This is a genomic window from Staphylococcus sp. HMSC061G12 (assembly GCF_001838465.1).
In the GTDB taxonomy this organism is placed as follows: domain Bacteria; phylum Bacillota; class Bacilli; order Staphylococcales; family Staphylococcaceae; genus Staphylococcus; species Staphylococcus simulans.
The window spans coordinates 24553-49970 of sequence record NZ_KV837005.1 but is presented as its reverse complement, the minus strand read 5'-3'; the positions used below and the strand labels follow the sequence as shown (position 1 = coordinate 49970).

General features: G+C 35.5%; 21 protein-coding genes. 10 read left to right on the top strand and 11 right to left on the bottom strand.

All coding sequences use genetic code 11. The features are described 5' to 3' along the window. Window positions 1-78: 78 nt before the first annotated feature. Complete coding sequence (ezrA, locus tag HMPREF2937_RS00680; protein WP_070863813.1) at window positions 79-1782, bottom strand: septation ring formation regulator EzrA; 1704 nt, start codon at window positions 1780-1782, stop codon at window positions 79-81. Window positions 1783-1953: 171 nt separating this feature from the next. On the opposite strand from ezrA, the gene HMPREF2937_RS00675 reads away from it, so the two are divergent. The 3 genes from HMPREF2937_RS00675 to HMPREF2937_RS00665 all read left to right on the top strand — a co-directional run bounded on the left by HMPREF2937_RS00675 (window position 1954) and on the right by HMPREF2937_RS00665 (window position 3885). Further along, window positions 1954-2427, top strand: coding sequence for a GAF domain-containing protein (locus HMPREF2937_RS00675; RefSeq protein WP_070863812.1), 474 nt, complete (start codon window positions 1954-1956; stop codon window positions 2425-2427). Between the two features lie 245 nt (window positions 2428-2672). Continuing rightward, window positions 2673-3278, top strand: coding sequence for a 30S ribosomal protein S4 (rpsD, locus tag HMPREF2937_RS00670; RefSeq protein ID WP_002481194.1), 606 nt, complete (start codon window positions 2673-2675; stop codon window positions 3276-3278). A 142-nt stretch (window positions 3279-3420) separates the two neighbouring features. Continuing rightward, on the top strand, window positions 3421-3885 hold the full coding sequence (locus HMPREF2937_RS00665) for a hypothetical protein (RefSeq protein WP_002481195.1): 465 nt from the start codon (window positions 3421-3423) through the stop codon (window positions 3883-3885). Window positions 3886-4144: 259 nt separating this feature from the next. Here HMPREF2937_RS00665 and HMPREF2937_RS00660 read toward each other — a convergent pair whose 3' ends face one another. Further along, window positions 4145-4894 carry a glycerophosphodiester phosphodiesterase gene (locus HMPREF2937_RS00660; protein WP_070848445.1) on the bottom strand — a complete coding sequence of 250 codons (750 nt, stop codon included), beginning with the start codon at window positions 4892-4894 and terminating at the stop codon, window positions 4145-4147. Window positions 4895-4960: 66 nt separating this feature from the next. Between HMPREF2937_RS00660 and HMPREF2937_RS00655 the strand changes: the two genes are divergently transcribed. From HMPREF2937_RS00655 to serA, 3 genes are all read left to right on the top strand, one after another. Beyond that, window positions 4961-5401 carry an OsmC family protein gene (locus HMPREF2937_RS00655; RefSeq protein WP_070863811.1) on the top strand — a complete coding sequence of 147 codons (441 nt, stop codon included), beginning with the start codon at window positions 4961-4963 and terminating at the stop codon, window positions 5399-5401. 166 nt (window positions 5402-5567) lie between these two features. After that, a complete protein-coding gene (locus HMPREF2937_RS00650) occupies window positions 5568-6725 on the top strand; it encodes a pyridoxal-phosphate-dependent aminotransferase family protein (RefSeq protein ID WP_070863810.1) in 1158 nt (385 codons plus the stop codon). Next, window positions 6718-8310, top strand: a complete 1593-nt coding sequence (gene serA / locus HMPREF2937_RS00645) for a phosphoglycerate dehydrogenase (protein ID WP_070863809.1) — start codon at window positions 6718-6720, stop codon at window positions 8308-8310. Before HMPREF2937_RS00650 ends, serA begins: the two co-directional genes overlap by 8 nt. Before the next feature lie 55 nt (window positions 8311-8365). On the opposite strand, the gene HMPREF2937_RS00640 is transcribed toward serA, so the two are convergent. The 3 genes from HMPREF2937_RS00640 to HMPREF2937_RS00630 form a co-directional block, all read right to left on the bottom strand. Then, window positions 8366-9487, bottom strand: coding sequence for an HAD family hydrolase (locus tag HMPREF2937_RS00640; protein ID WP_070863808.1), 1122 nt, complete (start codon window positions 9485-9487; stop codon window positions 8366-8368). Window positions 9488-9597: 110 nt separating this feature from the next. Continuing rightward, the gene (gene nagE, locus HMPREF2937_RS00635) at window positions 9598-11064 is read right to left on the bottom strand and encodes an N-acetylglucosamine-specific PTS transporter subunit IIBC (protein WP_070863807.1); all 1467 of its coding nucleotides are present in this window, start codon (window positions 11062-11064) and stop codon (window positions 9598-9600) included. 109 nt (window positions 11065-11173) lie between these two features. Next, a complete protein-coding gene (locus HMPREF2937_RS00630; protein WP_070848449.1) occupies window positions 11174-11785 on the bottom strand; it encodes a lysophospholipid acyltransferase family protein in 612 nt (203 codons plus the stop codon). Window positions 11786-11970: 185 nt separating this feature from the next. Between HMPREF2937_RS00630 and HMPREF2937_RS00625 the strand changes: the two genes are divergently transcribed. Further along, a complete protein-coding gene (locus tag HMPREF2937_RS00625; protein WP_002481203.1) occupies window positions 11971-13140 on the top strand; it encodes a S1C family serine protease in 1170 nt (389 codons plus the stop codon). A gap of 84 nt (window positions 13141-13224) precedes the next feature. Here the strand turns inward: HMPREF2937_RS00625 and tyrS are convergent, their stop codons facing one another. Beyond that, window positions 13225-14487 carry a tyrosine--tRNA ligase gene (gene tyrS, locus HMPREF2937_RS00620; protein ID WP_002481204.1) on the bottom strand — a complete coding sequence of 421 codons (1263 nt, stop codon included), beginning with the start codon at window positions 14485-14487 and terminating at the stop codon, window positions 13225-13227. Window positions 14488-14850: 363 nt separating this feature from the next. Here tyrS and HMPREF2937_RS00615 point away from each other — a divergent pair, with 363 nt between their 5' ends. Further along, window positions 14851-15756: a biosynthetic peptidoglycan transglycosylase gene (locus tag HMPREF2937_RS00615; protein WP_070863806.1), complete on the top strand. Its 906-nt coding sequence runs from the start codon at window positions 14851-14853 to the stop codon at window positions 15754-15756. A gap of 52 nt (window positions 15757-15808) precedes the next feature. Here the strand turns inward: HMPREF2937_RS00615 and HMPREF2937_RS00610 are convergent, their stop codons facing one another. Further along, window positions 15809-17476 (bottom strand): formate--tetrahydrofolate ligase, encoded by a 1668-nt coding sequence (locus tag HMPREF2937_RS00610; protein WP_070848451.1) that lies wholly within the window; start codon window positions 17474-17476, stop codon window positions 15809-15811. A gap of 370 nt (window positions 17477-17846) precedes the next feature. Next, a complete protein-coding gene (gene acsA / locus HMPREF2937_RS00605; RefSeq protein WP_070863805.1) occupies window positions 17847-19559 on the bottom strand; it encodes an acetate--CoA ligase in 1713 nt (570 codons plus the stop codon). 212 nt (window positions 19560-19771) lie between these two features. On the opposite strand from acsA, the gene HMPREF2937_RS00600 reads away from it, so the two are divergent. Together HMPREF2937_RS00600 and HMPREF2937_RS00595 are read left to right on the top strand one after the other, a co-directional pair. Then, a complete protein-coding gene (locus HMPREF2937_RS00600) occupies window positions 19772-20404 on the top strand; it encodes a GNAT family N-acetyltransferase (protein ID WP_002481208.1) in 633 nt (210 codons plus the stop codon). Window positions 20405-20416: 12 nt separating this feature from the next. Beyond that, a complete protein-coding gene (locus tag HMPREF2937_RS00595) occupies window positions 20417-21571 on the top strand; it encodes an acetoin utilization protein AcuC (RefSeq protein WP_070863804.1) in 1155 nt (384 codons plus the stop codon). A gap of 73 nt (window positions 21572-21644) precedes the next feature. Here HMPREF2937_RS00595 and ccpA read toward each other — a convergent pair whose 3' ends face one another. The 3 genes from ccpA to HMPREF2937_RS00580 all read right to left on the bottom strand — a co-directional run bounded on the left by ccpA (window position 21645) and on the right by HMPREF2937_RS00580 (window position 25333). Next, window positions 21645-22634 carry a catabolite control protein A gene (ccpA, locus tag HMPREF2937_RS00590; RefSeq protein WP_002481210.1) on the bottom strand — a complete coding sequence of 330 codons (990 nt, stop codon included), beginning with the start codon at window positions 22632-22634 and terminating at the stop codon, window positions 21645-21647. A 209-nt stretch (window positions 22635-22843) separates the two neighbouring features. Beyond that, window positions 22844-23935 (bottom strand): bifunctional 3-deoxy-7-phosphoheptulonate synthase/chorismate mutase, encoded by a 1092-nt coding sequence (locus tag HMPREF2937_RS00585; protein WP_070863814.1) that lies wholly within the window; start codon window positions 23933-23935, stop codon window positions 22844-22846. Between the two features lie 234 nt (window positions 23936-24169). Beyond that, the gene (locus tag HMPREF2937_RS00580) at window positions 24170-25333 is read right to left on the bottom strand and encodes a hypothetical protein (RefSeq protein WP_070863803.1); all 1164 of its coding nucleotides are present in this window, start codon (window positions 25331-25333) and stop codon (window positions 24170-24172) included. Between the last annotated feature and the right edge of the window lie 85 nt (window positions 25334-25418).

The following is a 25418-nucleotide window of genomic DNA, read 5'->3' as shown; positions in this document are numbered from 1 at the left end:
ATATATCAACCGAATTTGACAAAGAGCCCAAAAAGAAGGCGAGAACAAAATACTGCTCTCGCCTTCTTGTATAAAGTACTAAATTTGACTTTGTGAAACAACTTCATCTTCAATACGTTGTGAGATCCCTGGATCTACTGAATCTAAAGCTTGTTCTGCAATTTCAATCGCACGTTTGTATCTATTATTTTTAAATAGACGTTCTGCTTCATTCAAGCTCTTATCAATGCTGCTGTCATCTTTACGATAACGGTTACCATACTGGATTAATTTTTCAGCAAGAACTGCATTGACTAAAACATCCATTGCTTCATTTTCGAAATTATTCATTTGTAAGACAACTTTTGTAACTTTATCTTTCAAATGCTTCACATGAATTGGACGTTCATCAAACTGACTATTGATTTCACGTACTTCATGGTCAATTTCGTTTTTCATAATAATGAAGCGTTCTGGAACACTTGTTAAGTTAGAAGCTAATAACTTACGATAAATTTCTTCTTTCTTACTTTGCACACGTAACAAGTTATCTTCTGCTTCAGCTTCATCTTCACGTAATTGAATTAAATGATTTTGAAGCTTTTCTTGTTTTTCATTAATCACTTTAACGTGATCTTCGATATACGCTAAGTTGTCTTGAACTTCACTATAACGTACTGTCGATTTTGACATTTCTCTTAAAATTTCATCATAAACTGAAATCAAGTTTTGAATTTCATTTTCAAATTGACGTACATTTTGAATGTCTGTCTCATTGATATAGTAATTTTCACGTACATATTCAATTTCCGTTTGTAATGTATAATTTGTATCTTTCGCACGGAACAAGTCATTTGTGATAACTTCTTTCGTTTCATCTACTTTATTTTTTGATTTCACTTCATGCTCGATTAAATCATACATTTCATCAAGTTGATCATTGATAGCGTTTAATTTGTCGTATGCTTCTTCAAGTTCTAAACGACTGATCATCGGCTCAACAAAGCTCAACTCTGTTTTCATTGATTGTAAGTTACTGTCGACTTTAACATGGTCTAAATCATAGCCTTCAACTTTCAAGTCTCTGCAACCATATTTCAAGTCTTGGAATTGACCTGGAAGTTCTTTTTGCGCTTCTCGGATTAATTCCGGAATTTCTTGCATATCTTTTTGTAAGTAATTGATGTCTTCATTGAGCGTTTTAATATGCTCATAAGCTTGTTTGTAGTTCCCCTCTTCTTTTAACTCAGTATACTTAACAAGCTCTGGTTCGAACAACTCAATTTCTTTTTCTAATGGTGCTGCCGCTTCACCGAATTGATGACGGTTTGCTAAAACATCACGTTTCATTTCACGGTATGCAACTTTGCTTTCTTCAAATAAGCGGTCACTTTCTTTATGCAAAGCTAAAATGTTTTCAACTTCTTCAGTTAATTTTGCATGTTGACTTTCATAACGATCCATTAATGCGTTTGCATCGTCTAACTCAGCTTGTGCTGCAGCAAATTTGAATTTATCAAAGTTTTCTTCCGCATTATGAATTTTCTCTTCAACCGGACTTAAATTATCATTAGTATTTTTTAATGATTCGCGCTTTAAGCGGTCATATTCTAGTTGTGTTTCACCCTCAAGGGTTAAATCGTCCAACTCTCTCAGACGATCGTCTAATGTTAGTTTCTCAACCTCTATCTTGCGCTCTTCGGTTTTTTCGACCACTTGACGTTTTGAAGAACGGAGATAGAACATGATACCGACAATTATAAGTGCAATAATTATAATTGCTAAGATGATATACAGTGCCATTGTTTTCTCCTCCTATTTAATCACTTCTCATTATAGCGTAATTTCTTGCCTCATTAAAATAAAATATTAATTTTCTTTATACAAATTGCTGATTAAGCACCTTAAATTGAAGTCTTATAGATGTCCATATTATAATATGGAAAATGCTAGACAGAAAAGAGGTCATTATTTATGAAACAAACGACGACAAACTACCAATCAATTGCACAACAAATGAAAGGTTTAAATGCAGATGAAAAATATTTAATCACTTTGCTAAGTAACACTTCTGCCCTTTTAAATGAAAACTTAGATAATATTAATTGGATTGGTTTTTATTTAATGGAAGCAGGACAACTCATTTTAGGGCCCTTCCAAGGCAGACCTGCTTGTACACCTATTCAAGTCGGCAGTGGTGTTTGCGGAACATCTGTTGAAAAAGATATCGTTCAACGTGTAGAAGATGTTCACCAATTCCCTGGTCACATCGCATGTGATGCACGTAGCCGATCAGAAATTGTCATTCCATTGCATAGTGATGGTGAAGTCATCGGTTTATTAGATATTGATGCACCGATCACAGGTCGCTTTACTCAAACTGATGAAGAAGGCCTAGTCTCATTAATGAAAATTCTTGAAGAACAAATTGCACGAACAGTGAAATAATTGTTTTGCATGGAAATATAGATAAACCCTTGACTTTATTCGTCATAATGGTACAATACTCTTTGTGTGAAATAACGAAAGTAGCAATTGTATATTAATAGGCTCTATGTTGTTCCCAACGCGGACGTGCCGTGTAACCGGAGCTATGAGGCGAGGACACACAAAACAATATATCCTATTAAGCATACAATACTCTTCTTTGTTTTTTCATAACAACTACAAAAAACAAAAGGAGGAGTCTTAACATGGCTCGATTTACAGGTTCAAACTGGAAAAAATCTCGTCGTTTAGGTATCTCTTTAAGCGGTACTGGTAAAGAGTTAGAAAAACGCCCTTACGCACCAGGTCAACATGGTCCAAACCAAAGAAAAAAATTATCAGAATATGCGATTCAATTACGTGAAAAACAAAAATTACGTTACTTATACGGAATCACTGAAAGACAATTCCGTAACACATTCGATATCGCTGGTAAACAATCTGGTGTTCACGGTGAAAACTTCATGCGTTTACTTGCTCGTCGTTTAGACGCAGTTGTATATGCTTTAGGTTTAGCACGTACACGTCGTCAAGCACGTCAATTAGTAAACCACGGACACATCGAAGTAGATGGTGGACGCGTTGATATCCCATCATACACTTTAAAACCAGGTCAAGTGATCTCAGTTAGAGAAAAATCTCAAAAACTAGACATCATCCTTGAATCAGTTGAAATCAACAACTTCGTACCAGAATACTTAGAATTCGACGAAGAAAAATTATCAGGTACTTTCGTACGTATTCCAGAACGTAGCGAATTACCTGCTGAAATCAACGAACAACTTATCGTTGAGTACTACTCAGGTAAATAATAATTTCGAGATTTCGATACTGCATCTTTTCAAAAGGTGCAGTATTTTTTTATGTTAATTTCCCCCCTCCCTTTTATAAGCGCTAGTATTATTCAGTTGTTTGCGTCATAATATAATTACTAAATAGAAGGAGATGTGCAACGTGAAAAACTGGTTGAAAAATAATAGATTGATTATGATACTAGCCGGTGTTTATCTTGTTTCTGGTTTCATCTTCTTACCAAGTTTTACTGAATACTTTGATAAAAGTTATTTTGAAAAATCAATATTAAAAGTGATCATTGATGCTTTTATAGCCAACTTCGGCTTTGCATTATCTTTATCCCTTGCGATTTCTTTTGTACTTTCAGCTATTATTATGACGTATCAATATTTTAAAAATGACGAAGTAGATAACGTAATAAAAAGTTTTGCGTTTATCGTTTTAGTGGTTAACGTGTATGTATTTGTTAGTACTTTGATTTTATTATCAATTACCCAAGATAATGGTGAAGCGATTTTTGCGTTATTTGGATTCTTTTATGGTTTCACAAAGTATCTGCCTTGGGCTTATAACATGATTAATGAACGATTCAATATATCAGACATAAAAATGAATAAAAAATAAAGGATGCCTGTAAAATCAGACATCCTTTTATTATGCACGATGCGCTTTGGCTTTTTTTCGTTTTACTACTCTATAGATAGTAACTCCTATAATGATGATTACCCAGCTTAATAACTCTTTTTTATCCAGTCTTTGGATGGGTTTGAGGTTAAATTTCATCGTTGTTCGAGAAAAACAGATATGAGTTCTCAATCGTTCTTCTCTAATCTTCCCTTCTGTTAATTAGATAATTTAATTATACAAGTGGTATTCTAATTAATCAATCTAATTCAAAATAATGATTTGGGCCATCTGTAATGATGCCATCTACCCCATCAATCATTAGTTTTCTAATATCATTGATATCATTGACTGTATAAGGCAATACTTTTAAGTGATGCAAGTGGGCTCTTTCTATAAACTTTTGGTTAACGAGTTCATAATTAGGATTAGCATACTCACAAAATTTAGCTAATTTATTAAAATTTGGCATTTTAAACAAATATTTTTTCTTACTTAACAACACACCAAGAGAATACTTTCGTGTAAGTTTAGATATTTTCTCTATACTTCTTTCATCAAATGATTGGATAATGACCTTATTTGCATCTAAATGGGCATCTTCTATTTCTTTTAATAATTGTTCTTCTATATTTGGATATTTACTTGGCTTCTTAATCTCAATCAGTAAAGTCGTATCATGTGGTTCAACTAACTTTGCGACTTCTTTAAATGTCATAATCTTTGCGCCTATAAATGTCGCATCTTTCCATGAACCGAAATCATAGCTTTTTAATTCATCTCGCGTATAATCTTTAACATATCCACTTCCATTAGAAGTTCGATCTATTTTATCATCATGGATAACAACGAGTTGATGATCTTTAGTTAAATGCACATCAATTTCTAGCATATCTACTGAAGCGTTCAATGCTGCTTTATAAGCCAGTAACGTATTTTCTGGATAGTCTAATGAAAATCCACGATGTGCAATAATTTGAAAATCCTCACTCGGAATGACTTTTTCCATGTTATTCACCCTTTTAATATGATTGTAAAAACAATCTATCATAATTTAAACGGAGGTCAAAGAGATATGGCAGAACATGATTTTATTGTGACAACACAATGGAGCGGCGGCAGAGATGAAACTGGCACTGTTAAAGGCGATGTTTTAAACGAGTCTATTTCTATTCCAAGCTCACTTGGAGGTGTTGGCGAAGGTACAAATCCAGATGAAATGTTGATTGCTGCTGCCTCTTCTTGTTATATCATTTCATTAGCAGCAACTCTAGAACGTGCCCATTTCACTGATATTTCTATTAACCAATCTTCAGTCGGGACCGCTTCTCTCAATAACGGTAAATTCAAAATGGAGAAAATTACGCATCATCCTAAAATTACTGTTGATGCTGATCAAAAAGAAGCACTCGAAAAAAGATTAGATAAACTTTTAAAAATTGCTGACAATAACTGCATGATATCTAATTCAATCAGAGGTAATGTTGAGATTGAAATCGATGCAGTCATTCTATAACAGCAACCCAACTTTGGTTGGGTTGCTTGTTACTTTATATTAAAACGCTTACAATATCAGTTTAATATAAAATCATCAATTTTAAGTAAAAGTATACTTAAATTGCCTTTATTATTTTCAGAATATTTGGTAAGATTAATGAATCTTACATTAGGGGGAAATCTATATGTATCATCATCCATTGTTATTGACACCTGGACCAACTCCGATTCCTGAACGCATTCAACGCGTCATTCAAGAACCGATGATTGGTCATCGCACAAAAGAATTTGAAGCAATCGCAGAAAAAGCATATAAAGGGTTAAAACCTGTATTCGGGGCTGAAAACGACGTTTTAATCTTTACTTCCAGTGGGACAAGCGCTTTAGAAGCAAGTATGGTTAATCTGTTAAATCCGAATGACCATGTGGCTGTAATTGTTTCTGGTGCCTTTGGTAATCGTTATAAACAAATCGCTCAAACATATTTTAAAAATGTACATGTCTTTGAAGTAGCTTGGGGAGCAGCAGTAGACGTTGAGGCATTTATTCAATATCTAAAAGCATTACCAGAACCTGTAACTGCCGTTTACAGTCAATATTGTGAAACATCGACTTCTGTCCTTCACCCTATTCATGAATTGGGTAAAGCGATTCACAAAAACTTCCAAGAAACATACTTTGTAGTAGACGGTGTAAGCTGTGTCGGGGCAGTAGATGTAAACTTAAAACGTGACTACATTGATGTCTTAGTGTCAGGAAGTCAAAAAGCAATCATGTTGCCACCAGGCTTGGCATTTGCAGCTTATTCTGATCGTGCTAAAGCACGTTTTGCAGAAGTTAAAACACCTCGTTTTTATTTAGACTTCAATAAATATATTGCTTCTGCTGAAAAAAATTCAACACCATTTACACCGAATGTGAGTCTGTATAAAGGTGTCGCTGCCTATGCAGATTGGATTGAAGAACAAGGCTTTGAAAACGTAATTGAACGTCATAACGTCATCAGAGATGGTTTAAGAGCTGCATTAAAAGCTTTAGACTTGCCATTACTTGTTAAAGATGAATTTGCTTCACCAACTGTAACCGCATTTGTGCCAAATTCTCCAAGCGAAGTCACAACGATTAAAAATGAATTACTAGACCGTTTTAATATCACAATTGCTGGCGGTCAAGGTAAATTAAAAGGTCAAATTCTACGTATTGGTCATTTAGGTCAAATCGATACTGCCGACATTTTACAATGCATCAGCGCATTAGAAATTGTACTTTCAGAAATACGTCATCAAACATATATCGGTAAAGGTACTACAGCATATTTAGAGGTGGTAAAAGCTTATGTATAAAATTTTAGTATCAGATCCCATCGCTAAAGATGGTTTACAAACTTTATTAGACGATCCAGATTTCGAAGTAGATATTGATACAGGACTTTCTCTTGATGAACTAATAGAAAAAATTAAAGCATATAACGGTTTAATCATACGAAGCCAGACACAAGTAACACCTGAAGTCATTGAAGCTGCTGAAAATTTAAAAATCATTGCACGTGCAGGTGTCGGTGTCGATAATATTGATAGAGATGCAGCTACAAAGCATGGTGTATTAGTGATTAATGCCCCTGATGGTAATACTATTTCAGCAACAGAACATTCAATGGCAATGATACTTGCGATGGCGCGTCAAATACCTGAAGCCAACCAATCATTAAAAGAAGGTAAATGGAATCGTTCTCAATTTAAGGGTACAGAGTTGTATCATAAAACACTTGGTATCATCGGTACAGGACGTATTGGTCTAGGTGTCGCTAAACGTGCGAAAAGTTTTGGTATGAAAATTATCGCATTTGATCCTTACTTAACTGCTGAAAAAGCAAAAGAACTAGATATCGAGCGTGCCTCAGTTGATGAAATTGCACAACGTGCTGATTTTGTAACAGTCCATACCCCACTGACACCTAAAACGAAAGGTTTAATCAATGCTGATTTCTTTGCTCAAGCAAAACCTAATTTACAAATCATCAACGTTGCACGTGGCGGTATTATTGATGAACAAGCTTTAGTTGATGCTTTGGATAAAGGTTTAATTGCACGGGCTGCTATTGACGTATTTGAACATGAACCTGCAACTGATTCACCTTTAACTAAACACGATAAAATTGTTGTAACACCGCACTTAGGTGCTTCAACAGTTGAAGCTCAAGAAAAAGTGGCCGTCTCTGTTTCAAATGAAATAGAAGAATTCTTCCACACAGGTAATGTCCGACATGCGGTCAATGCACCAAAAATGATTTTTGGCGAAGAAGATAATGAGTTACAAGAATACTTGAACTTATGTGATATGGTCGGCAAAGTATGTATCCAATTATTAGGTAAAGCACCACGTGAATTGAAAATTAAATTCAGCGGTGAATTAGTTAAAGAAGATACAAATATTTTAACACGTACGATTGCTAAAGGTATTTTATCTCAAGATCTAGCTGAACGTGTAAACTTGGTTAATGCCCTCTTCTTATTAAATGAACAAAACGTTGTTTATAATGTGGAAAAAGATGCGAAATCACGTTCATTCAACAACTATATTGAATTAACAATGATTAACCGTGATCGTAAAGTAACAGTCGGTGCCACTGTCTTAAACGGCTATGGTCCACGTATCGTTCAAATCAATGACTACCCTGTTGATTTCAAACCAGAAAAATATCAATTAGTCATTCATCACCAAGACCGTCCAGGTATCGTAGGACGCACAGGACAAATTTTAGGTGAATATGATATCAACATCGCTTCTATGCACTTAGGACGTACTACACAAGGCGGTAATGCGATGATGATTATCTCAGTCGATATGCCTGTTTCTGACGAAGTTATCGCTGCATTACATCAAATCGATGGATTTGAATCTATTCAATTTGTAGACTTAAATAAATAATAATCACAAAAATACCGGCAAACTGGAAATAATATCCAAGTTTGCCGGTTTTTCATTACAATAAAATTGAACGAATATCTAATACATTATTCACAATATAATCTGCGTGATATGATTCTAATTCTTCTTTTGCTTTTTTACCTTTTAAACCGGTTAAAGTACCGATAAACGTTGCACCTGTCTTTTGTGCACTGAATAAATCTGCAAGAGAGTCACCGACTATGTATATCTCTTCTCCAGCAAATACCTGTTCTTGTTGTTCGGCGTAATTTTGATAATCCGCTTCATTATTACCGTTATATGCGGCAACATAACAAAACGGGTTCGGTTTACCTAATGGTTTAAGTTCAGGGAACATTTCTTCTGCCTTTAACACTTCACTCGCTGATACAATGTGTGACTCATCAAAGTATTTTAAAAAGCCTTTATCTTCAAATGGCACTAACGTTTCCGTTCTTGGTCGACCTGTCGCAACTGCGAGCGTATAGCCAGCTGCTTTTAAGTCACTTAATAAAGTTTTGAGTTGATCCGCTTCAGCCAATTCTTCTTCATGATAAATATAACCTGTTTTAAAATCGCTTCTCGGTATTTTTTCTTCAACTTTTCGATATAGACGATGACCCAAATACCATTCTTGGAATACTTCTTGTGCAATTTCCCATAAAGGACTGCGGATTTCAAATAACTCAGTATGTTTTGTATCAAGTTGTTCTGCCGCATAGTTGCGTAAATCACGGTAAATTTTTGTTTTACCTGATTCTGCGTTTTCGATAAAGTGAAGCGGCTTCATAAAGTCGACTTGTTGACGACCGACCAAGTCTCCTACTTCTTGAATGGTCACATCTGTAAAAGGATGTGCTGTTAAAAAGGCTTCCCTGTCCTCTTTCGATAACGTTTTGAGTAAATCTATCAAATGAATGGATAACACAATAAACAACATATCCCAGTTGGAATTCAAACCACGAGATTTCATCGCATTTAAAATGTTATCTTGATCAAAAACAACTTGGCGAATCAAGTTGATTTCGCTGTCATTAATAGAATTAAATGTCACAGTCGGCATTAATTTTAAAAAGTGCTGACTCATCAGCATTTCGTATACCGTTAATGCTGAAACATCAAAACATCTTTCTTCACTTAAAAATACACCATCAACATCAAATAATACTGCTTTCATTTCTCCACCTACTTCGGAAAATTCAGAATAATTAATATTATACAAAGTTATACATAAATAAGCAATAGAACGGAGACAACTCTTCTTAAAGCGTCTCCGTTCTTATGACTTTATTCTGATTCTAATTGTCTTTCTACTTCATCTGCGACTTGTTGCACCTGTGTACCGATAATGACTTGAACATTATGTTGGCCGCTTGTTGTTACACCCGCAGCACCGGATTGTTTAATTTGCGCTTTATCGATTTGATCGATATTTGCTACTTCTAAACGTAAACGTGTAGCACAGTTCGTTAATGAAGTAATATTTTCTTTACCACCTAATCCAGAAATAATTTGTGTAGACATTGCGCTATATTTGCCACCTTTGCCTGACTCACTTGATACACCTTCTTCATCCACAGGGTCAGCAATCTTTTCATCTCCACGACCAGGAGTATTTAAATTAAAGACTGAAATAGCCACTCTGAACACTACATAATAAATTACAAAGAAGACAACACCCTGTACCATCAACATCCATGGATGATTAGAAACTGGATTGATTAATGATAATAAGAAGTCAATCAGTCCTGCACTAAATGAGAAACCTGCAGTCCAATGGCAAAGTGCAGCGATGAATAAAGATAAACCTGTTAACAATGCATGAATTACAAATAATACTGGAGCTGCAAACATAAATGCGAATTCGATCGGTTCAGTTACACCTACAAAGAAGGCTGAAATCGAACCAGCGAGCATTAAACCAGCAACACGTTTCTTTTGTTTAGAATCTGCTGTTTGATACATAGCAAGAGCAGCTGCTGGCACACCAAACATCATCACTGGGAAGAATCCAGCCATATATCTGCCTGTGATACCTTTAACCGCACCTTCTCCTGTTTGGAATTTCGCAATATCATTAATACCTGCTAAATCAAACCAGAATACTGAATTTAATGCGTGGTGTAATCCAGTTGGAATTAATAAACGGTTGAAAAATCCGTACAGGAATGCACCGAATGCGCCGAAATCCATAATCCATTTACCAAATGAAATAATACCACTATACACAAATGGCCATACAAATAATAAAATAATCGTCAAAATAACCGATAAGAATGCTGTCATAATAGGTACTAAACGCTTACCACTAAAGAATGACAAAGCAGTCGGTAATTCGGTCCCACTGAATTTGTTGTAACAAAATGCCGCAATTAAACCGATAATTAAGCCGATAAATACGTTTTGGTTATTCATAGCGGTAAAACCGATGTTTAAGCTATCTTCTTTTACACTTAAAATTTTCGCTAAAGTTTCTGTTTTTAATACTGACGTCACGACAAAGTAACCAACAACTGCCGCAAGTGCCACAGAACCATCGTTCTTTTTGGCCATACCTAATGCCACACCAATCGCGAAAAGTAAGCCGAGTTGTTCTAAAACTGCGATACCGCTTTGGAAAATAAATTCAGCTAAAGTCGGTGTAACCTCTAAAGCCTTTAATAAATTTCCAATACCAATAATAATGGCTGCTGCTGGCAAGACGGCAACGGGAAGCATTAATGAGCGTCCAAGACGTTGTAAAAAGTTATACATTGTTCATCCTTCTCTCTCTATATAAAATGATTGAAAACACATAAAAATAAAGTCAGATGCGGTGAAGGAGCTGCGTTCTCTACCATCATCTGACTTTGATGTCATGTTATTATTTAGGTAACTGTTTTAATTCTTGTTGTAAAGCTCTTGTACGTTTAGTTAATTCTTGTGTAATATAGTCCACTTTTTCATGACGTTTTTTTAAATGGTCTGGTAAAGCGTTCGTATCAATCGGTTCACCGAAAATAATTTTAGCTTTGCCTGTTACTAGACCAATAATTTTATCTGGACCTTCATAAGCTGCAGGTACAATAGGTACTTTTGCCATCATAGCAATCGTAGCTGCACCACGTTTTAATGGTGTTTCTTCAGAAGAACGATGTCCTGCTGGGAACATACCGATTGTTTTATTTTTCTTCAATAAATTCACAGGTGTTTTAATAGTACTTGGTCCAGGATTTTCACGATCCACTGGAAAAGCATTTAATGATTTTAAGAAGTTGCCGAAAGCCGGGTTATAAAATAACTCTTTCTTAGCCATATAATGGATTTGATTTGGGTAAAGCGCCATACCAAGCATAATCACTTCGTTATAACTTTCATGGTTGCAAGTGACCACATAACGATTTAGTTGCGGTACATTTTCTCGTCCATAAACTTTAAGCGATTTACTTAGTTTGACAATAATCCAATATAAAATACTGCTGATAAATTTATACATTCTGTCACCTACTAAATTGTTTATTTAACTATACAAATTCTATCACTTCCGCCCCTTGGCAACAAGCCTATTTCAAGCTTCTATTGATTCTGTCATCATCTTATAAAGTTTGTCATAGCAAAATAGTAGAAATTATGTACTAAACATATGATAATAATAAAAAGAAACATATTGGGAGGAATTCAATGACTGAATACTATAACGAAAATTATCAACCGCCTAAGCGTTCGTTCCCATGGTTACGTGTGATTCTCATCGCTTTACTTTCGGGAATCGTCGGCGCTTTAATTGTCTTCGGTGCCACAAAATTGATGAATTCATCAAATGACGGTGCGACTGTACAAGAAGCCTCAAATAGTAAAGGCGGCAATGTCTTAGACGGTAAAAGTTCAAAGTATAAATCTGTTAATCAAATGATCAATGATGTCTCACCTTCTATTGTTGGTGTAATCAATATGCAGAAAGCACAAAGCTTAGAAGATTTCTTCAATGGCTCTGCTGGTAAATCACAAGAAGCGGGTATCGGTTCTGGTGTAATTTATCAAAAATCCGGTGACAGTGCGTATATCGTTACTAACAATCATGTGGTGGATGGTGCAAGTGAAATCAAAGTTCAATTACATGATACAAAAAAAGTCGATGCTAAATTAGTCGGCAAAGATGCATTAACTGATATCGCGGTATTAAAAATCGAAAATGCACCGGGTACTAAAGCTATCCAATTCGCAAACTCATCAAAAGTCAAAACAGGAGACAGCGTTTTTGCGATTGGTAACCCATTAGGATTAGAATTTGCGAATACTGTGACATCAGGTATCATTTCTGCAAATGAACGTACGATTGAAACACAAACATCTGCCGGTAATAATAAAGTGTCAGTGCTACAAACCGATGCAGCAATCAACCCTGGTAACTCAGGCGGTGCTTTAGTCAATTTAGATGGCGATCTTGTCGGCATCAACTCTATGAAAATTTCTATGGCACAAGTTGAAGGTATCGGATTTGCGATTCCAAGTAATGAAGTGAAAATTACAATCGAACAACTTGTAAAACATGGTAAAGTCGAACGCCCATCTATTGGTATCGGTACAATCAACATGAGCGACATTCCTGAACGTTATAAACGTGAATTAGATACTGATCGTAATGATGGTGTCTATGTGGCGAAAGCTTCAGGCAGCAGCGAACTTAAAGAAGGAGACATTATCATCGAAGCAGATGGTAAAGCAATTAAAGATGATAGCGATTTAAGGTCTTACTTATATGAAAATAAAAAGCCGGACGATACATTGAAAGTTAAAGTTATCCGTGATGGCAAGAAACAAGATCTAGATGTACGTCTAGGTAAAAAATAATCGTTTGAACACATATTAAAACGCTTGAAGCAGGACATTCCTCTTCAAGCGTTTTATTTGTTTATATTCATTTCTGAAATAATATTATTGGTATTTCACCATGAAGTATTTCTTTTTACCGCGACGTACTATTGTAAATTCATTATCAATTTTATCTTCGTCAGTAATTTCATATTTTAAATCTTGTTGACGTTCACCATTAATGTAAATCGCACCGTTTGACACATCTTCACGTGCTTGGCGTTTAGAAGAAGAAATACCCGCTTCTACAATGAAATCAACAATATTTGTTGTATCATGGTCGACTGCAGCTTGTGGTACATCTTTAAAGCCTTCACGTAATTCTTGACTGCTCAAAGCTTTTAAATTACCGCTGAATAATGCTTCTGAAATACGAATCGCATCATCTAAGGCAGCTTGACCATGAATAAAGCTTACAACATTTTCAGCAAGTGCTTTTTGCGCTTCACGTTTATGAGGTGCTTCATTTTTAGATGCTTCTAATTGTTCAATTTCTGCTTTATCTAAGAACGTAAAGTATTTTAAGAACTTGATAACATCTTCGTCAGATGTATTGATCCAGAATTGGTAAAGTTCGTATGGGCTTGTTTTTTCAGCATCTAACCAAACTGTACCTGATTCGGATTTACCGAATTTCTTACCATCCGCTTTTGTGACTAATGGAATTGTGAAGCCAAACGCTTCTGTTTGACCGTACATACGGCGCATTAATTCGATACCACTTGTGATATTACCCCATTGGTCAGAGCCGCCGATTTGAACTTTACAGTTAAATTCACGGTTTAAATGACCGAAATCGATTGCTTGTAAAATCATGTATGTGAATTCAGTGTAAGAAATACCCTTTTCTAAACGTGATTGTACTGAGTCTTTACCTAACATGTAATTCACGCCTACATGTTTACCGTAATCACGTAAGAAATCAATTAATGAAATTTGGCTTAACCAATCTTTATTGTTAACAAGTTGTGCTGCACCTTCACCAGAGAAATTAAAGATTTTATCCATTTGTGCACCGATACCACGTACGTTATCTTCAACTTGTGATTCTGTTTGTAAAACACGTTCGTCCGTTCTGCCTGATGGGTCTCCAATCATACCTGTACCGCCGCCGATTAATACAATCGGTTTATGACCGTATTCTTGGAAACGACGTAAAGTTAATAATGGTAATAAATGACCGATATGCATACTGTCAGCAGTTGGGTCCACACCACAGTATAATGTCACTTGCTCTTTATCTAATAATGCTTTTAAACCTTCAGCATCTGTTTGTTGATAAACTAGGCCACGCCACTCTAAGTCTTGTAATAATTCATTTGTCATATCATATTCCTCCTCATATTTTGTGTTTGCTGTGTTTTAGAAATTTGGAAAATAAAAAAACCCTTACAGAAAAATTCTGTAAGGGCGCATCTATTGCACGGTACCACCATACTTAAAAAGGTTACTTTCATTAATGATACGTTCATTAAGTCAAACGTTGGATACTTTTTATTAAGGCAACAGGTGTATTCGCTGATTTGTTGTTACTGGTTCGCAGCATCCACCAGTTCTCTGAAAACAATCAAATGAGTTACTTTTCCTTATCCAAAACATATTAATTTGTATTCATTATAATCAACTGTTTTTTAAAAGTCAACTTGAATTCAATTATGCTATACTATGTTTAATTAACGGAGGCGAAACATGAAACCATTCAAACTTAATGCACCCTTAGCTTCTACCCCGCTTCGTATCTTTGAACAATGGTATAAGCGGATTAAATATTCTTTTGTTTGGCTGTTCATTATTATTTTGCTGACTTTGAGTTTAGCAACCGGTTTATTAGTCGGTTTCTTTATGAGTATGACAGCGCAGTCAGAAAATATTACAGATACAGAATTACGTGAGGCTGTACTGAATGTACCTGGTGATGAACAAGTCAATTATGCTAAAAAAGATTTCTTATCACAATATGATGAATCACAAAACCCATTGTTAGTTGGACCGAAAAGCGTGAATGCTTTACTACCCAAAGCTTTAATTGCTTCTGAAGATTCACTGTATTATAAACATGATGGAATCTTACCTAAGGCATTACTGAGAGCTATTTATCAAGATATATTTGAAACAGAGGTCTCTTCAGGCGGCAGTACCATTACCCAACAAGTGATTAAGAATCAGGTGTTGAATAATGATAAGACCTATAACCGTAAAGCAAATGAAATTGTATTGGCACTCAAACTTGAACGGATTATGACTAAAGAAGAAATCTTATATACGTATTTGAACATCGTTCCTTTTGGACGTGATTATAATGGCGACAACATTACAGGTATTGGATCCGCTTCATTTAGTTTATTCGGGAAACCGCCAAGTGATGTGAATTTGCCGGAAGCGGCTTATCTTGTCGGATTAGTTCAAAGTCCTTATTATTACACACCTTATGAAGCAGACGGCACACTTAAACCTAAAGATGAACTCGAAATCGGCTTACAGCGTCAACATTATGTACTATGGCGTATGAGAGTAGAAGGATTGATTTCTGAATCTACGTATGAAAAAGCAGAAAAATATAATATAGAAGCACATTTAATGACAAAAAGACCCTGAAGTCATGAGTAATATACTCACACTTCAGGGCCTTTTTTAGTTATAGCTTAAATTAGAATAAACCTTTCGCATGGCCGTCTTCTGTAACGTCCATATTTAATGCAGCTGGTTTCTTAGGTAAGCCAGGCATTGTCATAATCGCACCTGTTAAAGCAACGATAAAGCCAGCACCTGTTTTAGCTTGTAATTCTCTGATTGTGATTTCGAAATCATCAGGCGCACCTAATAAATCTTTATCATCTGAGAATGAATATTGTGTTTTAGCCATACATACTGGGTAATTATCCCAACCGTTTTCTTTAATTTGTTTCAATTGTTTTTGTGCTTTGCTTGTAAATGTTACTTTTTTACCGCCGTAGATGTTTTTAACAATTTTTTCGATTTTTTGTTCAATTGGTTCATCAAGTTCATAAGTATTTTTGAAATCATGTTTTTCATTTAATACTTCTTTCACTTGTTCAGCTAATTCAATGCCGCCTTTGCCGCCTTTTTCCCAAACTTCAGTTAAGGCAATACGTACATTGTTTTCTTTTGCCCAGTCTTCAACTACTTTAGTTTCAGCATCTGTATCTGCTACGAATGCATTTAATGCTACGACTGGTTCTACACCGAATGAACGGATGTTTTTGATATGACGTGCTAAGTTTTCTAAACCGTCTTTAACTGCTTGAACATTTTCTTCTTTCAAGTCATCTTTTGCTACGCCGCCATGCATTTTCAATGCACGGATTGTCGCAACAACTACAGCAGCACTTGGTTCGAATCCTGCTTTACGTGATTTGATGTTCATGAATTTTTCAGCACCTAAGTCTGAACCGAATCCAGCTTCAGTCACCACAACATCAGCTAGTTTACGTGCTGTTTCAGTTGCAAGAATTGAGTTACAACCATGTGCAATATTTGCGAATGGCCCACCGTGAATTAATGCTGGTGTACCTTCGATTGATTGCACTAAGTTAGGTTTGATTGCGTCTTTAAGAATCATCGCAATTGCACCTTCAACTTCTAAATCAGCAACCGTAACTGGTTTGCGATCACGTGTATATGCAACTGTAATGTTAGCGATACTTTCTTTTAAGTCTTTCAAGCCAGTGCTTAGGCAAAGAATCGCCATAATTTCAGATGCTACTGTGATGTTGAATCCATCTTCACGCGGAACACCTTGTGTTGGTCCACCAAGACCTACTACAACTTGTCTTAACGCACGGTCGTTCATGTCTAACACACGTTTCCATTCGATACGACGTTGGTCAATGCCTAACGCATTACCTTGATGGATGTGGTTATCAATAAATGCTGATAACGCGTTGTTTGCTGTTGTAATCGCATGGAAGTCACCGTTGAAGTGTAAGTTGATATCTTCCATTGGTAATACTTGTGCGTAACCGCCGCCAGTTGCGCCACCTTTAATACCGAATACTGGACCTAATGCTGGCTCACGTAATGCCATAATGACATTATCTCCTAATTCATGGAAGGCATCTGCTAAACCAACAGTTACAGTTGATTTACCTTCACCAGCTGGTGTTGGACTCATTGCAGTAACAAGAACAACTTTCCCTTTGTCCCCATTGTCTTTTAATTGGTTAATGTCAATTTTAGCTTTATAGTGACCATATGGTTCTAAAGCATCTTCCGAAATACCAATCTTTTCTGCAATGTCTTTAATTGGTTGTAATGTAGCTTGATTCGCGATATCCAAATCTGATAAATGACTCAATTCATTCAGCCCCTTATTTAGTAATTGAATTACAGTCTCAGCAACCATCCGTTCACTTTATTTACCACGTACTTTTATGCCCTCAACGCTTTAAAAATACGTTTAGATAAATGCAGTAAATAGAGACTTGCTTCAACTGTTTTTAAAACCTTTTACATCATTCATCATATCGAAATATACATTTATTGTCGAACATATTCATCATTAATTTTTAAGTATTCTTACTTTTATGGTAATATTACAAAAATAGATGATAAAATTTTATGTAAAACCTTTATTTTGCAATAATGAAAGCGATACCAAAACATTGATTTTATTTTGATATCGCTCATATGATCAACCTATTTTATTGTTAGTTTTTTATATACAATTAGTCTTCCATTGTACTTAAATCACCTTCAGGAAGATCAAGTTCCCAAGCTTTTAATACACGTCTCATAATTTTACCTGAACGTGTTTTCGGTAATTTATCTTTGAATTCAATTTCTCTTGGTGCAGCGTGCGCAGATAAACCGTGTTTGACGAATGTTCTGATATCTTCTTTCAATTCATCATTTGGTTCATAGCCATGATTTAAAGCAACGAATGCTTTAATAATTTCACCACGTACTGGGTCTGGTTTACCAATAACACCTGCTTCTGCGACTGCAGGATGTTCCACTAATTTAGATTCCACTTCGAATGGTCCGACACGTTCACCAGCAGTCATAATCACATCATCAACACGACCTTGGAACCAGAAGTATCCATCTTCATCTTGATATGCTGAATCTCCTGATACATACCAATCACCAATAAAGTAAGAATCATACTTTTCTTGGTTTTTCCAAATTTTACGCATCATGGATGGCCAGCCTTTTTTAATGGCTAAGTTACCCATTCGATTCGGTGGTAACTCATTACCTTGGTCATCCACAATAGCCGCTTCAATACCAGGTAATGGTTTACCCATAGAACCTAGTTTTACATCCATAGATGGATAGTTGACAATCATATGACCGCCTGTTTCTGTCATCCACCAAGTATCTAAAACAGTGTGTTCTAATACTTCTTTTGCCCATTTAATTACTTCTGGGTTTAATGGTTCACCTACAGAATACACTTCTCTTAATGATGATATATCGTATTTCTTCACAACGTCGTCTCCTGCACTCATTAACATACGTAATGCTGTCGGTGCTGTATACCAAATTGTGACTTTAAATTCTTCAATCATGCCATACCATGCTTCAGGAGAGAAACGTCCCCCAGCAATACAGTTTGTCACACCGTTTAGCCAAGGTGCGAAAATACCGTATGAAGTACCAGTTACCCAACCTGGGTCTGCTGTACACCAATAAATATCGTCTTCTTGTAAATCAAGAACATATTTACCTGAAATATAGTGTACAATCATGGCATCTTGAACATGTAACACACCTTTAGGTTGTCCTGTAGAGCCAGAAGTATAATGTAAGATCAAACCGTCTTCACGATCTAACCATTCGATATCAAATGAATCGCTAGCATCTTCCATTTCTTGTTGAAAATCTACGTATTCATCGTCTACCCCATCATTATCGACGATGACAATTTTCTCTAGATTTGGTAAGTCGTCTTTTGGAATACGGTCTACTAAATCTTTCGTTGTTACAATTACTTTCGCATCACTATTATCTAAACGATCAGCGACTGCTTTTTCCATAAATGCTTCAAATAATGGTCCGACAATTGCACCAATTTTTAAAATACCAAAGAACGCAAAGTATAACTCTGGTGTTCTTGGCATAAAGATAAAGACACGATCCCCTTTTTCTACTTGTGCTTTATCTTTTAGTACGTTTGCGGCTTTATTCGATAATTGCTGCATTTCTTTATAAGTATAACTTTCTTTACGTTTGGCATCTTTGTAGTTTAAGGCCACTTTATCCCCAAGGCCATTATCTACGTGACGATCAATACATTCATACGCCATATTGATCTTTCCTGTTTCATACCATGAAAAAGCTTTTTCTACGTCTTTCCAATCAAAGTTCTGATACGTTTCGTCATAGTTTTGAAGGTTATAATTACCTTCTCCCCCTTTATAAATATCAACTTTCATTTGAATTGCCCCCTTTGTTTGAAATCGCTTTCAAAAACCATTATACAAAAATCATAGTAAATTTTCAAAAATAATTGCGATAATTCTGATTTGTGTGTAAATTGATGTTAAAACCATTATAATTAAATTAATACGTGGAAACATATCATTTTAGTGAAAAAGTAAATTTGAGCACTCTCATCTTAGGAGAATATGAAAAAGGATGTGGCAAGATGGAACATGTCAAAACGTATGTAAAACAAACATACACACGTCACGATACAACTTATGTTATTGAAGGTCCTGTACCACGTAAACAACTTGAACAAATGGATTACGATGATGGTTTGGATGCATTTAGAAGACCTATCGAACAATTTGAAGCGATTCAAGAAATTAGTGAATTGCCAGAAGGTCGTATTTACGTCTTACGACATGAAAACACCATTGTCGGATATGTCACTTATCATTATCCTGATCCATTAGAACGTTGGTCTACAGGCAACCTGCCCTATTTAATTGAGCTTGGTGCCGTTGAAATAGCCTTACCGCATCGCGGTACAGGATTAGGTAATGAACTCATTAAAACAAGCTTAAGTGAAGATGAATTTGAAGATTATATTGTGTTAACAACTGAGTATTATTGGCACTGGGATTTGAAAAACTCTAAATTAGATGTCTACGAATATAAAAAATTAATGCAGAAGTTGATGTCTCATGGGGGTTTAGAGATTTTCGCAACTGATGATCCTGAAATTACAGGACATCCAGCAAACTGTTTAATGGCAAGAATCGGTGCACGTATCACATTAGACCAGATGGAGGCGTTTGATGATATACGTTTTATGAACCGCTTCTTCTACTAAAGGGGAGATTTTATGAGTCAAAACAAAAAACAAACGGGGTATGTTTATTCAAATCAATTAATGCGCTATCGGTTCAGTAATGAACATCCTTTTAATCAAATGCGCTTAAAATTGACAACTGAACTGTTAATCGATGCAGGATTACTGAGTTCAAGTCAAATTATTACACCGAGAATCGCCACAGATGAAGAATTAACACTTATACATTCTTATGACTACGTAAATGCGATTAAACACGCTTCTCGTGGAATTTTAAGTGAGGTAGAATCCAAAAAATATGGTTTTGCGAACGAAGATACATCACAGTTTAAACATATGCATCAACATAGTGCACGTATTGTAGGTGGTGCTTTAAAACTTGCTGATATGATTGTTCAAGGAGAAGTTAAAAACGGATGTCATTTAGGCGGAGGATTACATCATGCATTGCCAGGCCGCGCAAATGGCTTCTGTATTTACAATGATATCGCCATTACCGCTAAATACTTATCTGAACGCTATAACATGAAAGTGATGATTATAGATACAGATGCACATCATGGGGACGGTGTGCAATGGAGCTTCTATACACAAAATGAAATTCTGAATTATTCCATTCATGAAACGGGTAAATTTTTATTTCCAGGTTCAGGTCATTATACAGAACGAGGCAAAGAACAAGGATTCAGTTATTCTGTCAATGTCCCGCTTGAACCTTATACAGAAGATGATTCATATATTGATTGTTTTAAACGCACCGTAACACCTGTCGTTAAATCATTCAAACCTGATATCATTTTAAGTGTACATGGTGTTGATATTCACTATCTCGATCCACTTACTCATATGAATTGTACTTTAGATTCACTCTATGCTATTCCCTATTATATTAAAGCGTTGGCAGATGAATATACAGATGGGAAAGTCATGATGTTCGGTGGCGGTGGATATAACATTTGGCGCGTTGTTCCAAGAGCTTGGAGTCATGTCTTCTTGAGTTTGATGGATGTGCCGATTCAACATGGAGATTTACCGAAAGAATGGGTAAAAAAATGGCGAACTTATGCGCCGACTGATTTGCCAACGACTTGGGAGGATAAACGTCTAGATTATATGGAAATTCCACGTACTGCAGAAATTACTGCTAAGAACTTAAAACATGCGAACCAGGTTGCGAGTTGGTTCTGATTAAATGAAGGAAAATAAAAAAGTCTGGAGGAAAGTAATGTGACTTTCTTTCAGACTTTTAAATTTATACATCTTATTTTGTTGTACCGCGATACTCTATACGATATGGTAAAATGACCGTTGAATCTTCAATCGTTTCATTATTCATATATTTAGTAAGTAAACGCATACCTACTGCACCGATGTCATAAAGCGGTTGAATGACACTTGATAGTTGCGGACGTACCATTTCAACTAAACGTGTATTATTAAAGCTTACAATTTGTAAATCAGATGGAATGTTGATATTCGCATCTTCAGCCGCATGGACAATACCAATAGCTTGTTCATCACTGATAGATAAAATTGCATCTGGTTGATACGCTTTAATATCTTCAAAAGCTTTAATACCATCGCGATATGTTTCTTTACCTCTGAAAGTCAGATTATCTTCTAAAGATAAACCATGTGATGCTAGTGTATCTCTTAAACTAGATAACACATCGTTTTCTGCTTTTTCAGAGTTATTGCCACCAACAAAGGCAAAGCGTTTTGCGCCAGAATTGATTAAATGATTAGTCACTTCTTCAGCGGCTTGTTTATAGTCGATATTTACAGAAGCTACTGTATTATCATCATCACTTGTTCCTGAAACTACAACAGGTACAGAAGAGTTTTCAATTAAACTTTCCAATTCTGCATCGAGTGTTCCGCCTAAGAAAATAATACCATCTACTTGTTTGCTGAGTAGATTGTTAAAAATTTCTTTAGCTTTTTCTAAATCATTGTCAGAGTTAGAAATAATTGAATGATATTTATACATCGTTGCAATATCTTCTAACCCTCTTGCGAGTTGAGAATAGTATACATTCGAGATATCTGGAATAATTACCCCGACTGTTGTTGTTTTTTTACTTGCTAACCCTCGTGCAACAGCATTAGGTCTGTAGTTAAGCTTTTTGATGACTGCATTTACTTTATCTCTAGTTTCTGGTTTGACATTTTGGTTGCCATTTACCACACGAGAAACAGTTGCCATGGAAACACGCGCTTCTCTTGCAACATCATAAATAGTAACGGTCATAATATCACCCTTTCTGAAAGCGTTTCAAACACTATTATAGTAAGTTTTCACAACATTTTCAAAGTGTACCATAATTTGTCACAAACTCAAAACAAAACTTTCTGCTGTCACTGTTTTGTCACACATATGATGTTTTGCAAAACACAAAAAAGCCCTTTAAATCAAAGGTTTGAATACTTTAATTTAAAAGGCTTTCAATTAAATATATATTAGCGTAATTGCTTGCTATCGTACATATCAGCAAGTGGTTTTAGCTCATCATAGAATTTGTTGAATTGTTCAATATCCATTTGTTGTCCGCTATCACTTAATGCAACAGCTGGATCAGGATGTACTTCTGCCATCACACCATCTGCACCTACTGCTAAAGCTGCTTTAGCTGTTGGAAGCATAATATCTTTTCTTCCTGTACTATGTGTTACGTCTACCATTACTGGTAAGTGTGTACCTTGTTTAAGAATCGGTACTGCTGAGATATCTAAAGTATTACGTGTTGCTTTTTCGTATGTTCTGATACCACGTTCACATAAGATAATATTTTGGTTACCTTGTGATGCGATATATTCTGCTGCGAAAATGAACTCTTCAATTGTCGCAGATAAACCACGTTTTAATAAAATTGGTTTGTTTGTACGTCCTGCTTCTTTTAATAATTCGAAGTTTTGCATGTTACGTGCACCAATTTGGAACACATCTAGGTAATCATCTGCCAATTCTAAATCAGCTGGTGTTACGATTTCACTTACAACATTTAAATTATATTTATCTTTAACGTTTTTAAGAATTTTCAATCCTTCTAATCCTAGACCTTGGAAGTCATAAGGAGAAGTACGTGGTTTGAAAGCACCGCCACGGATGAATTTTAATCCTTTACTTTGTAAGTCTTGAGCAACTGCATCGACTTGTTCTTGTGATTCTACTGAACATGGACCGAAAATGAATGACTTGTTGCCATCACCAATAACTCCACCATTGTCAAAGCGTACAATTGTATCTTCTGCTTTTAATTTTCTTGAAACAATTAAATGTTTTTCACGATCAGATTTTTGTAAGTCAGTGGATGCTTTAAATATTTCTTTGAATAATTGTTTAATTACATTATCGTTAAATGGACCATTATTTTTTTCGATTAAAGCATTCAACATTACTTTTTCACGTTCAGGATCATAAACCTTAGTACCTTGTTTACGCTTTTCAACCCCTATTTTCTGTGCTAACTTACCACGTTCTACTAGTAAGTCTAAAATCTTTTCATTAATGTCTTGAATTTCATTTCTGTACTGTTCTAACTTATTCATTATTTGGTCACCTCTATGTAATTTTTGCATCCAATTTATCACGCTTTAAAGCGATAAAAATATTGAATTTAACAGTTATTCTAGCAAGAACTTTATCATTAATCAAGAGGAAAAGCGAAATAAATCGAATTGTTTCGATTATTATTAATTTTCTCACAATTCCTTAACTAGATTTAACCAAAAGTAAAAAAGAAAATCAACCTCAAAAAGAATAAGGTTGATTTCTTTTAGGTACAATTAGTCATTGAATGTTTTCTTTTCAATTTTCTTCGTAGTTGTTTCACCTTTTGGTTGTGTCTTTGTAGTGTTATTCGTTGTTTTCTTATTCGCTAGTGTTACACTAGGTTTCTTTGTTGATTTGTTTGCAGCTGATTTTGTTGTCTTTGTTGTTGTTTTTTGTGTCGTTGTTTTGTTTCCTTTTGCTGCTGGTTTTTGTGTTGTTGTTTTTGTAGTTTTTGTCGCATCTTTCGGTGAAGTAGCTTTCGCTGTCTGCTTAGTTGTTGATGTATTTTTCTTAGGTGTGTTTGTTGTTTTAGTTGTTTCTGTTTTCGTTGTTTTTGTATCATTAACAGTCTTAGATTCTACTTTACCTGATGCTTCTGGTGTTTTGTGTGCTTCTGAATGATTAGCAGTTGCTTTATCATGCGTAATAACACCTTTATTGAATGAAGCTTTCTCATGTGTTTGTGCTGTACGTTTTTCAGCATCTGCAGGTTTTGCTGCTTTAGCATCCGCAGCTTTTTTGCTTCCTGCTGCTGTTGCTGCAGCTGCAACTGTAACTAATACTGGAACTGTTTTAAAACCACTTGATTTTACTGGTTTAGCTTCAAATAGTTCAGCTACTTTAGCTGCTACTGTATTATCATTTTCAATTAATTTAGCTTTTTCTTTCGCTGCTAATGCATTTCCTGTTGCTGTAAATTCATGGAAAGGCACTGTATCTGGTTGTGAAGATTTTAAAGGATTGTTGTCTGTTTGAACATCTTGAGCTTGCGGAGAAACATTTGCTAAATCATGTGCTGCTGCTTCATTACGAATTGCTTCACGTTGCGCTCGTAATGCTTTTGGATCTGTTTCTTGTTCATCATTGTTGAATTTTTGTTTTACATCAGATTTAAGCTGTTGTGCTTTATCTTTAATATCTTGAATTTGACTTTGTGCATTTGCTTTAAGCGCATCTGTCTGTGCAGACACTTTTTCTTTCACTGATGGTTTCTTTGCTTCTGCTGGTTGATTTTGCTTTTCAAGTTGTTTACGTTTTTTCACTTGATTAATTACAAAACCACCTGCTGTACCAATAAATATTCCTGCGATGAACCCATAAACGAAATCTTTACGGACAGTATCAGACATAGCTTCAACTTCGTAAATTTCTAATCTAGCTTCGTCGTTCTTTCTCATGTATTTGCCTCCTATAAAGTAAAAGCACTTAAACAAAGTTGATTCAACCTCATTTAAGTGCAGTTAGTACGTCTTATAATTGATA

Bases quoted from the DNA above. Each gene is read 5' to 3' on its own strand.
- ezrA (WP_070863813.1), bottom strand. From the start codon at position 1,782: ATGGCACTGTATATCATCTTAGCAATTATAATTATTGCACTTATAATT.
- HMPREF2937_RS00675 (WP_070863812.1), top strand. From the start codon at position 1,954: ATGAAACAAACGACGACAAACTACCAATCAATTGCACAACAAATGAAA.
- rpsD (WP_002481194.1), top strand. From the start codon at position 2,673: ATGGCTCGATTTACAGGTTCAAACTGGAAAAAATCTCGTCGTTTAGGT.
- HMPREF2937_RS00660 (WP_070848445.1), bottom strand. From the start codon at position 4,894: ATGGAAAAAGTCATTCCGAGTGAGGATTTTCAAATTATTGCACATCGT.
- HMPREF2937_RS00655 (WP_070863811.1), top strand. From the start codon at position 4,961: ATGGCAGAACATGATTTTATTGTGACAACACAATGGAGCGGCGGCAGA.
- HMPREF2937_RS00650 (WP_070863810.1), top strand. From the start codon at position 5,568: ATGTATCATCATCCATTGTTATTGACACCTGGACCAACTCCGATTCCT.
- serA (WP_070863809.1), top strand. From the start codon at position 6,718: ATGTATAAAATTTTAGTATCAGATCCCATCGCTAAAGATGGTTTACAA.
- HMPREF2937_RS00640 (WP_070863808.1), bottom strand. From the start codon at position 9,487: ATGAAAGCAGTATTATTTGATGTTGATGGTGTATTTTTAAGTGAAGAA.
- nagE (WP_070863807.1), bottom strand. From the start codon at position 11,064: ATGTATAACTTTTTACAACGTCTTGGACGCTCATTAATGCTTCCCGTT.
- HMPREF2937_RS00630 (WP_070848449.1), bottom strand. From the start codon at position 11,785: ATGTATAAATTTATCAGCAGTATTTTATATTGGATTATTGTCAAACTA.
- HMPREF2937_RS00625 (WP_002481203.1), top strand. From the start codon at position 11,971: ATGACTGAATACTATAACGAAAATTATCAACCGCCTAAGCGTTCGTTC.
- tyrS (WP_002481204.1), bottom strand. From the start codon at position 14,487: ATGACAAATGAATTATTACAAGACTTAGAGTGGCGTGGCCTAGTTTAT.
- HMPREF2937_RS00615 (WP_070863806.1), top strand. From the start codon at position 14,851: ATGAAACCATTCAAACTTAATGCACCCTTAGCTTCTACCCCGCTTCGT.
- acsA (WP_070863805.1), bottom strand. From the start codon at position 19,559: ATGAAAGTTGATATTTATAAAGGGGGAGAAGGTAATTATAACCTTCAA.
- HMPREF2937_RS00600 (WP_002481208.1), top strand. From the start codon at position 19,772: ATGGAACATGTCAAAACGTATGTAAAACAAACATACACACGTCACGAT.
- HMPREF2937_RS00595 (WP_070863804.1), top strand. From the start codon at position 20,417: ATGAGTCAAAACAAAAAACAAACGGGGTATGTTTATTCAAATCAATTA.
- ccpA (WP_002481210.1), bottom strand. From the start codon at position 22,634: ATGACCGTTACTATTTATGATGTTGCAAGAGAAGCGCGTGTTTCCATG.
- HMPREF2937_RS00580 (WP_070863803.1), bottom strand. From the start codon at position 25,333: ATGAGAAAGAACGACGAAGCTAGATTAGAAATTTACGAAGTTGAAGCT.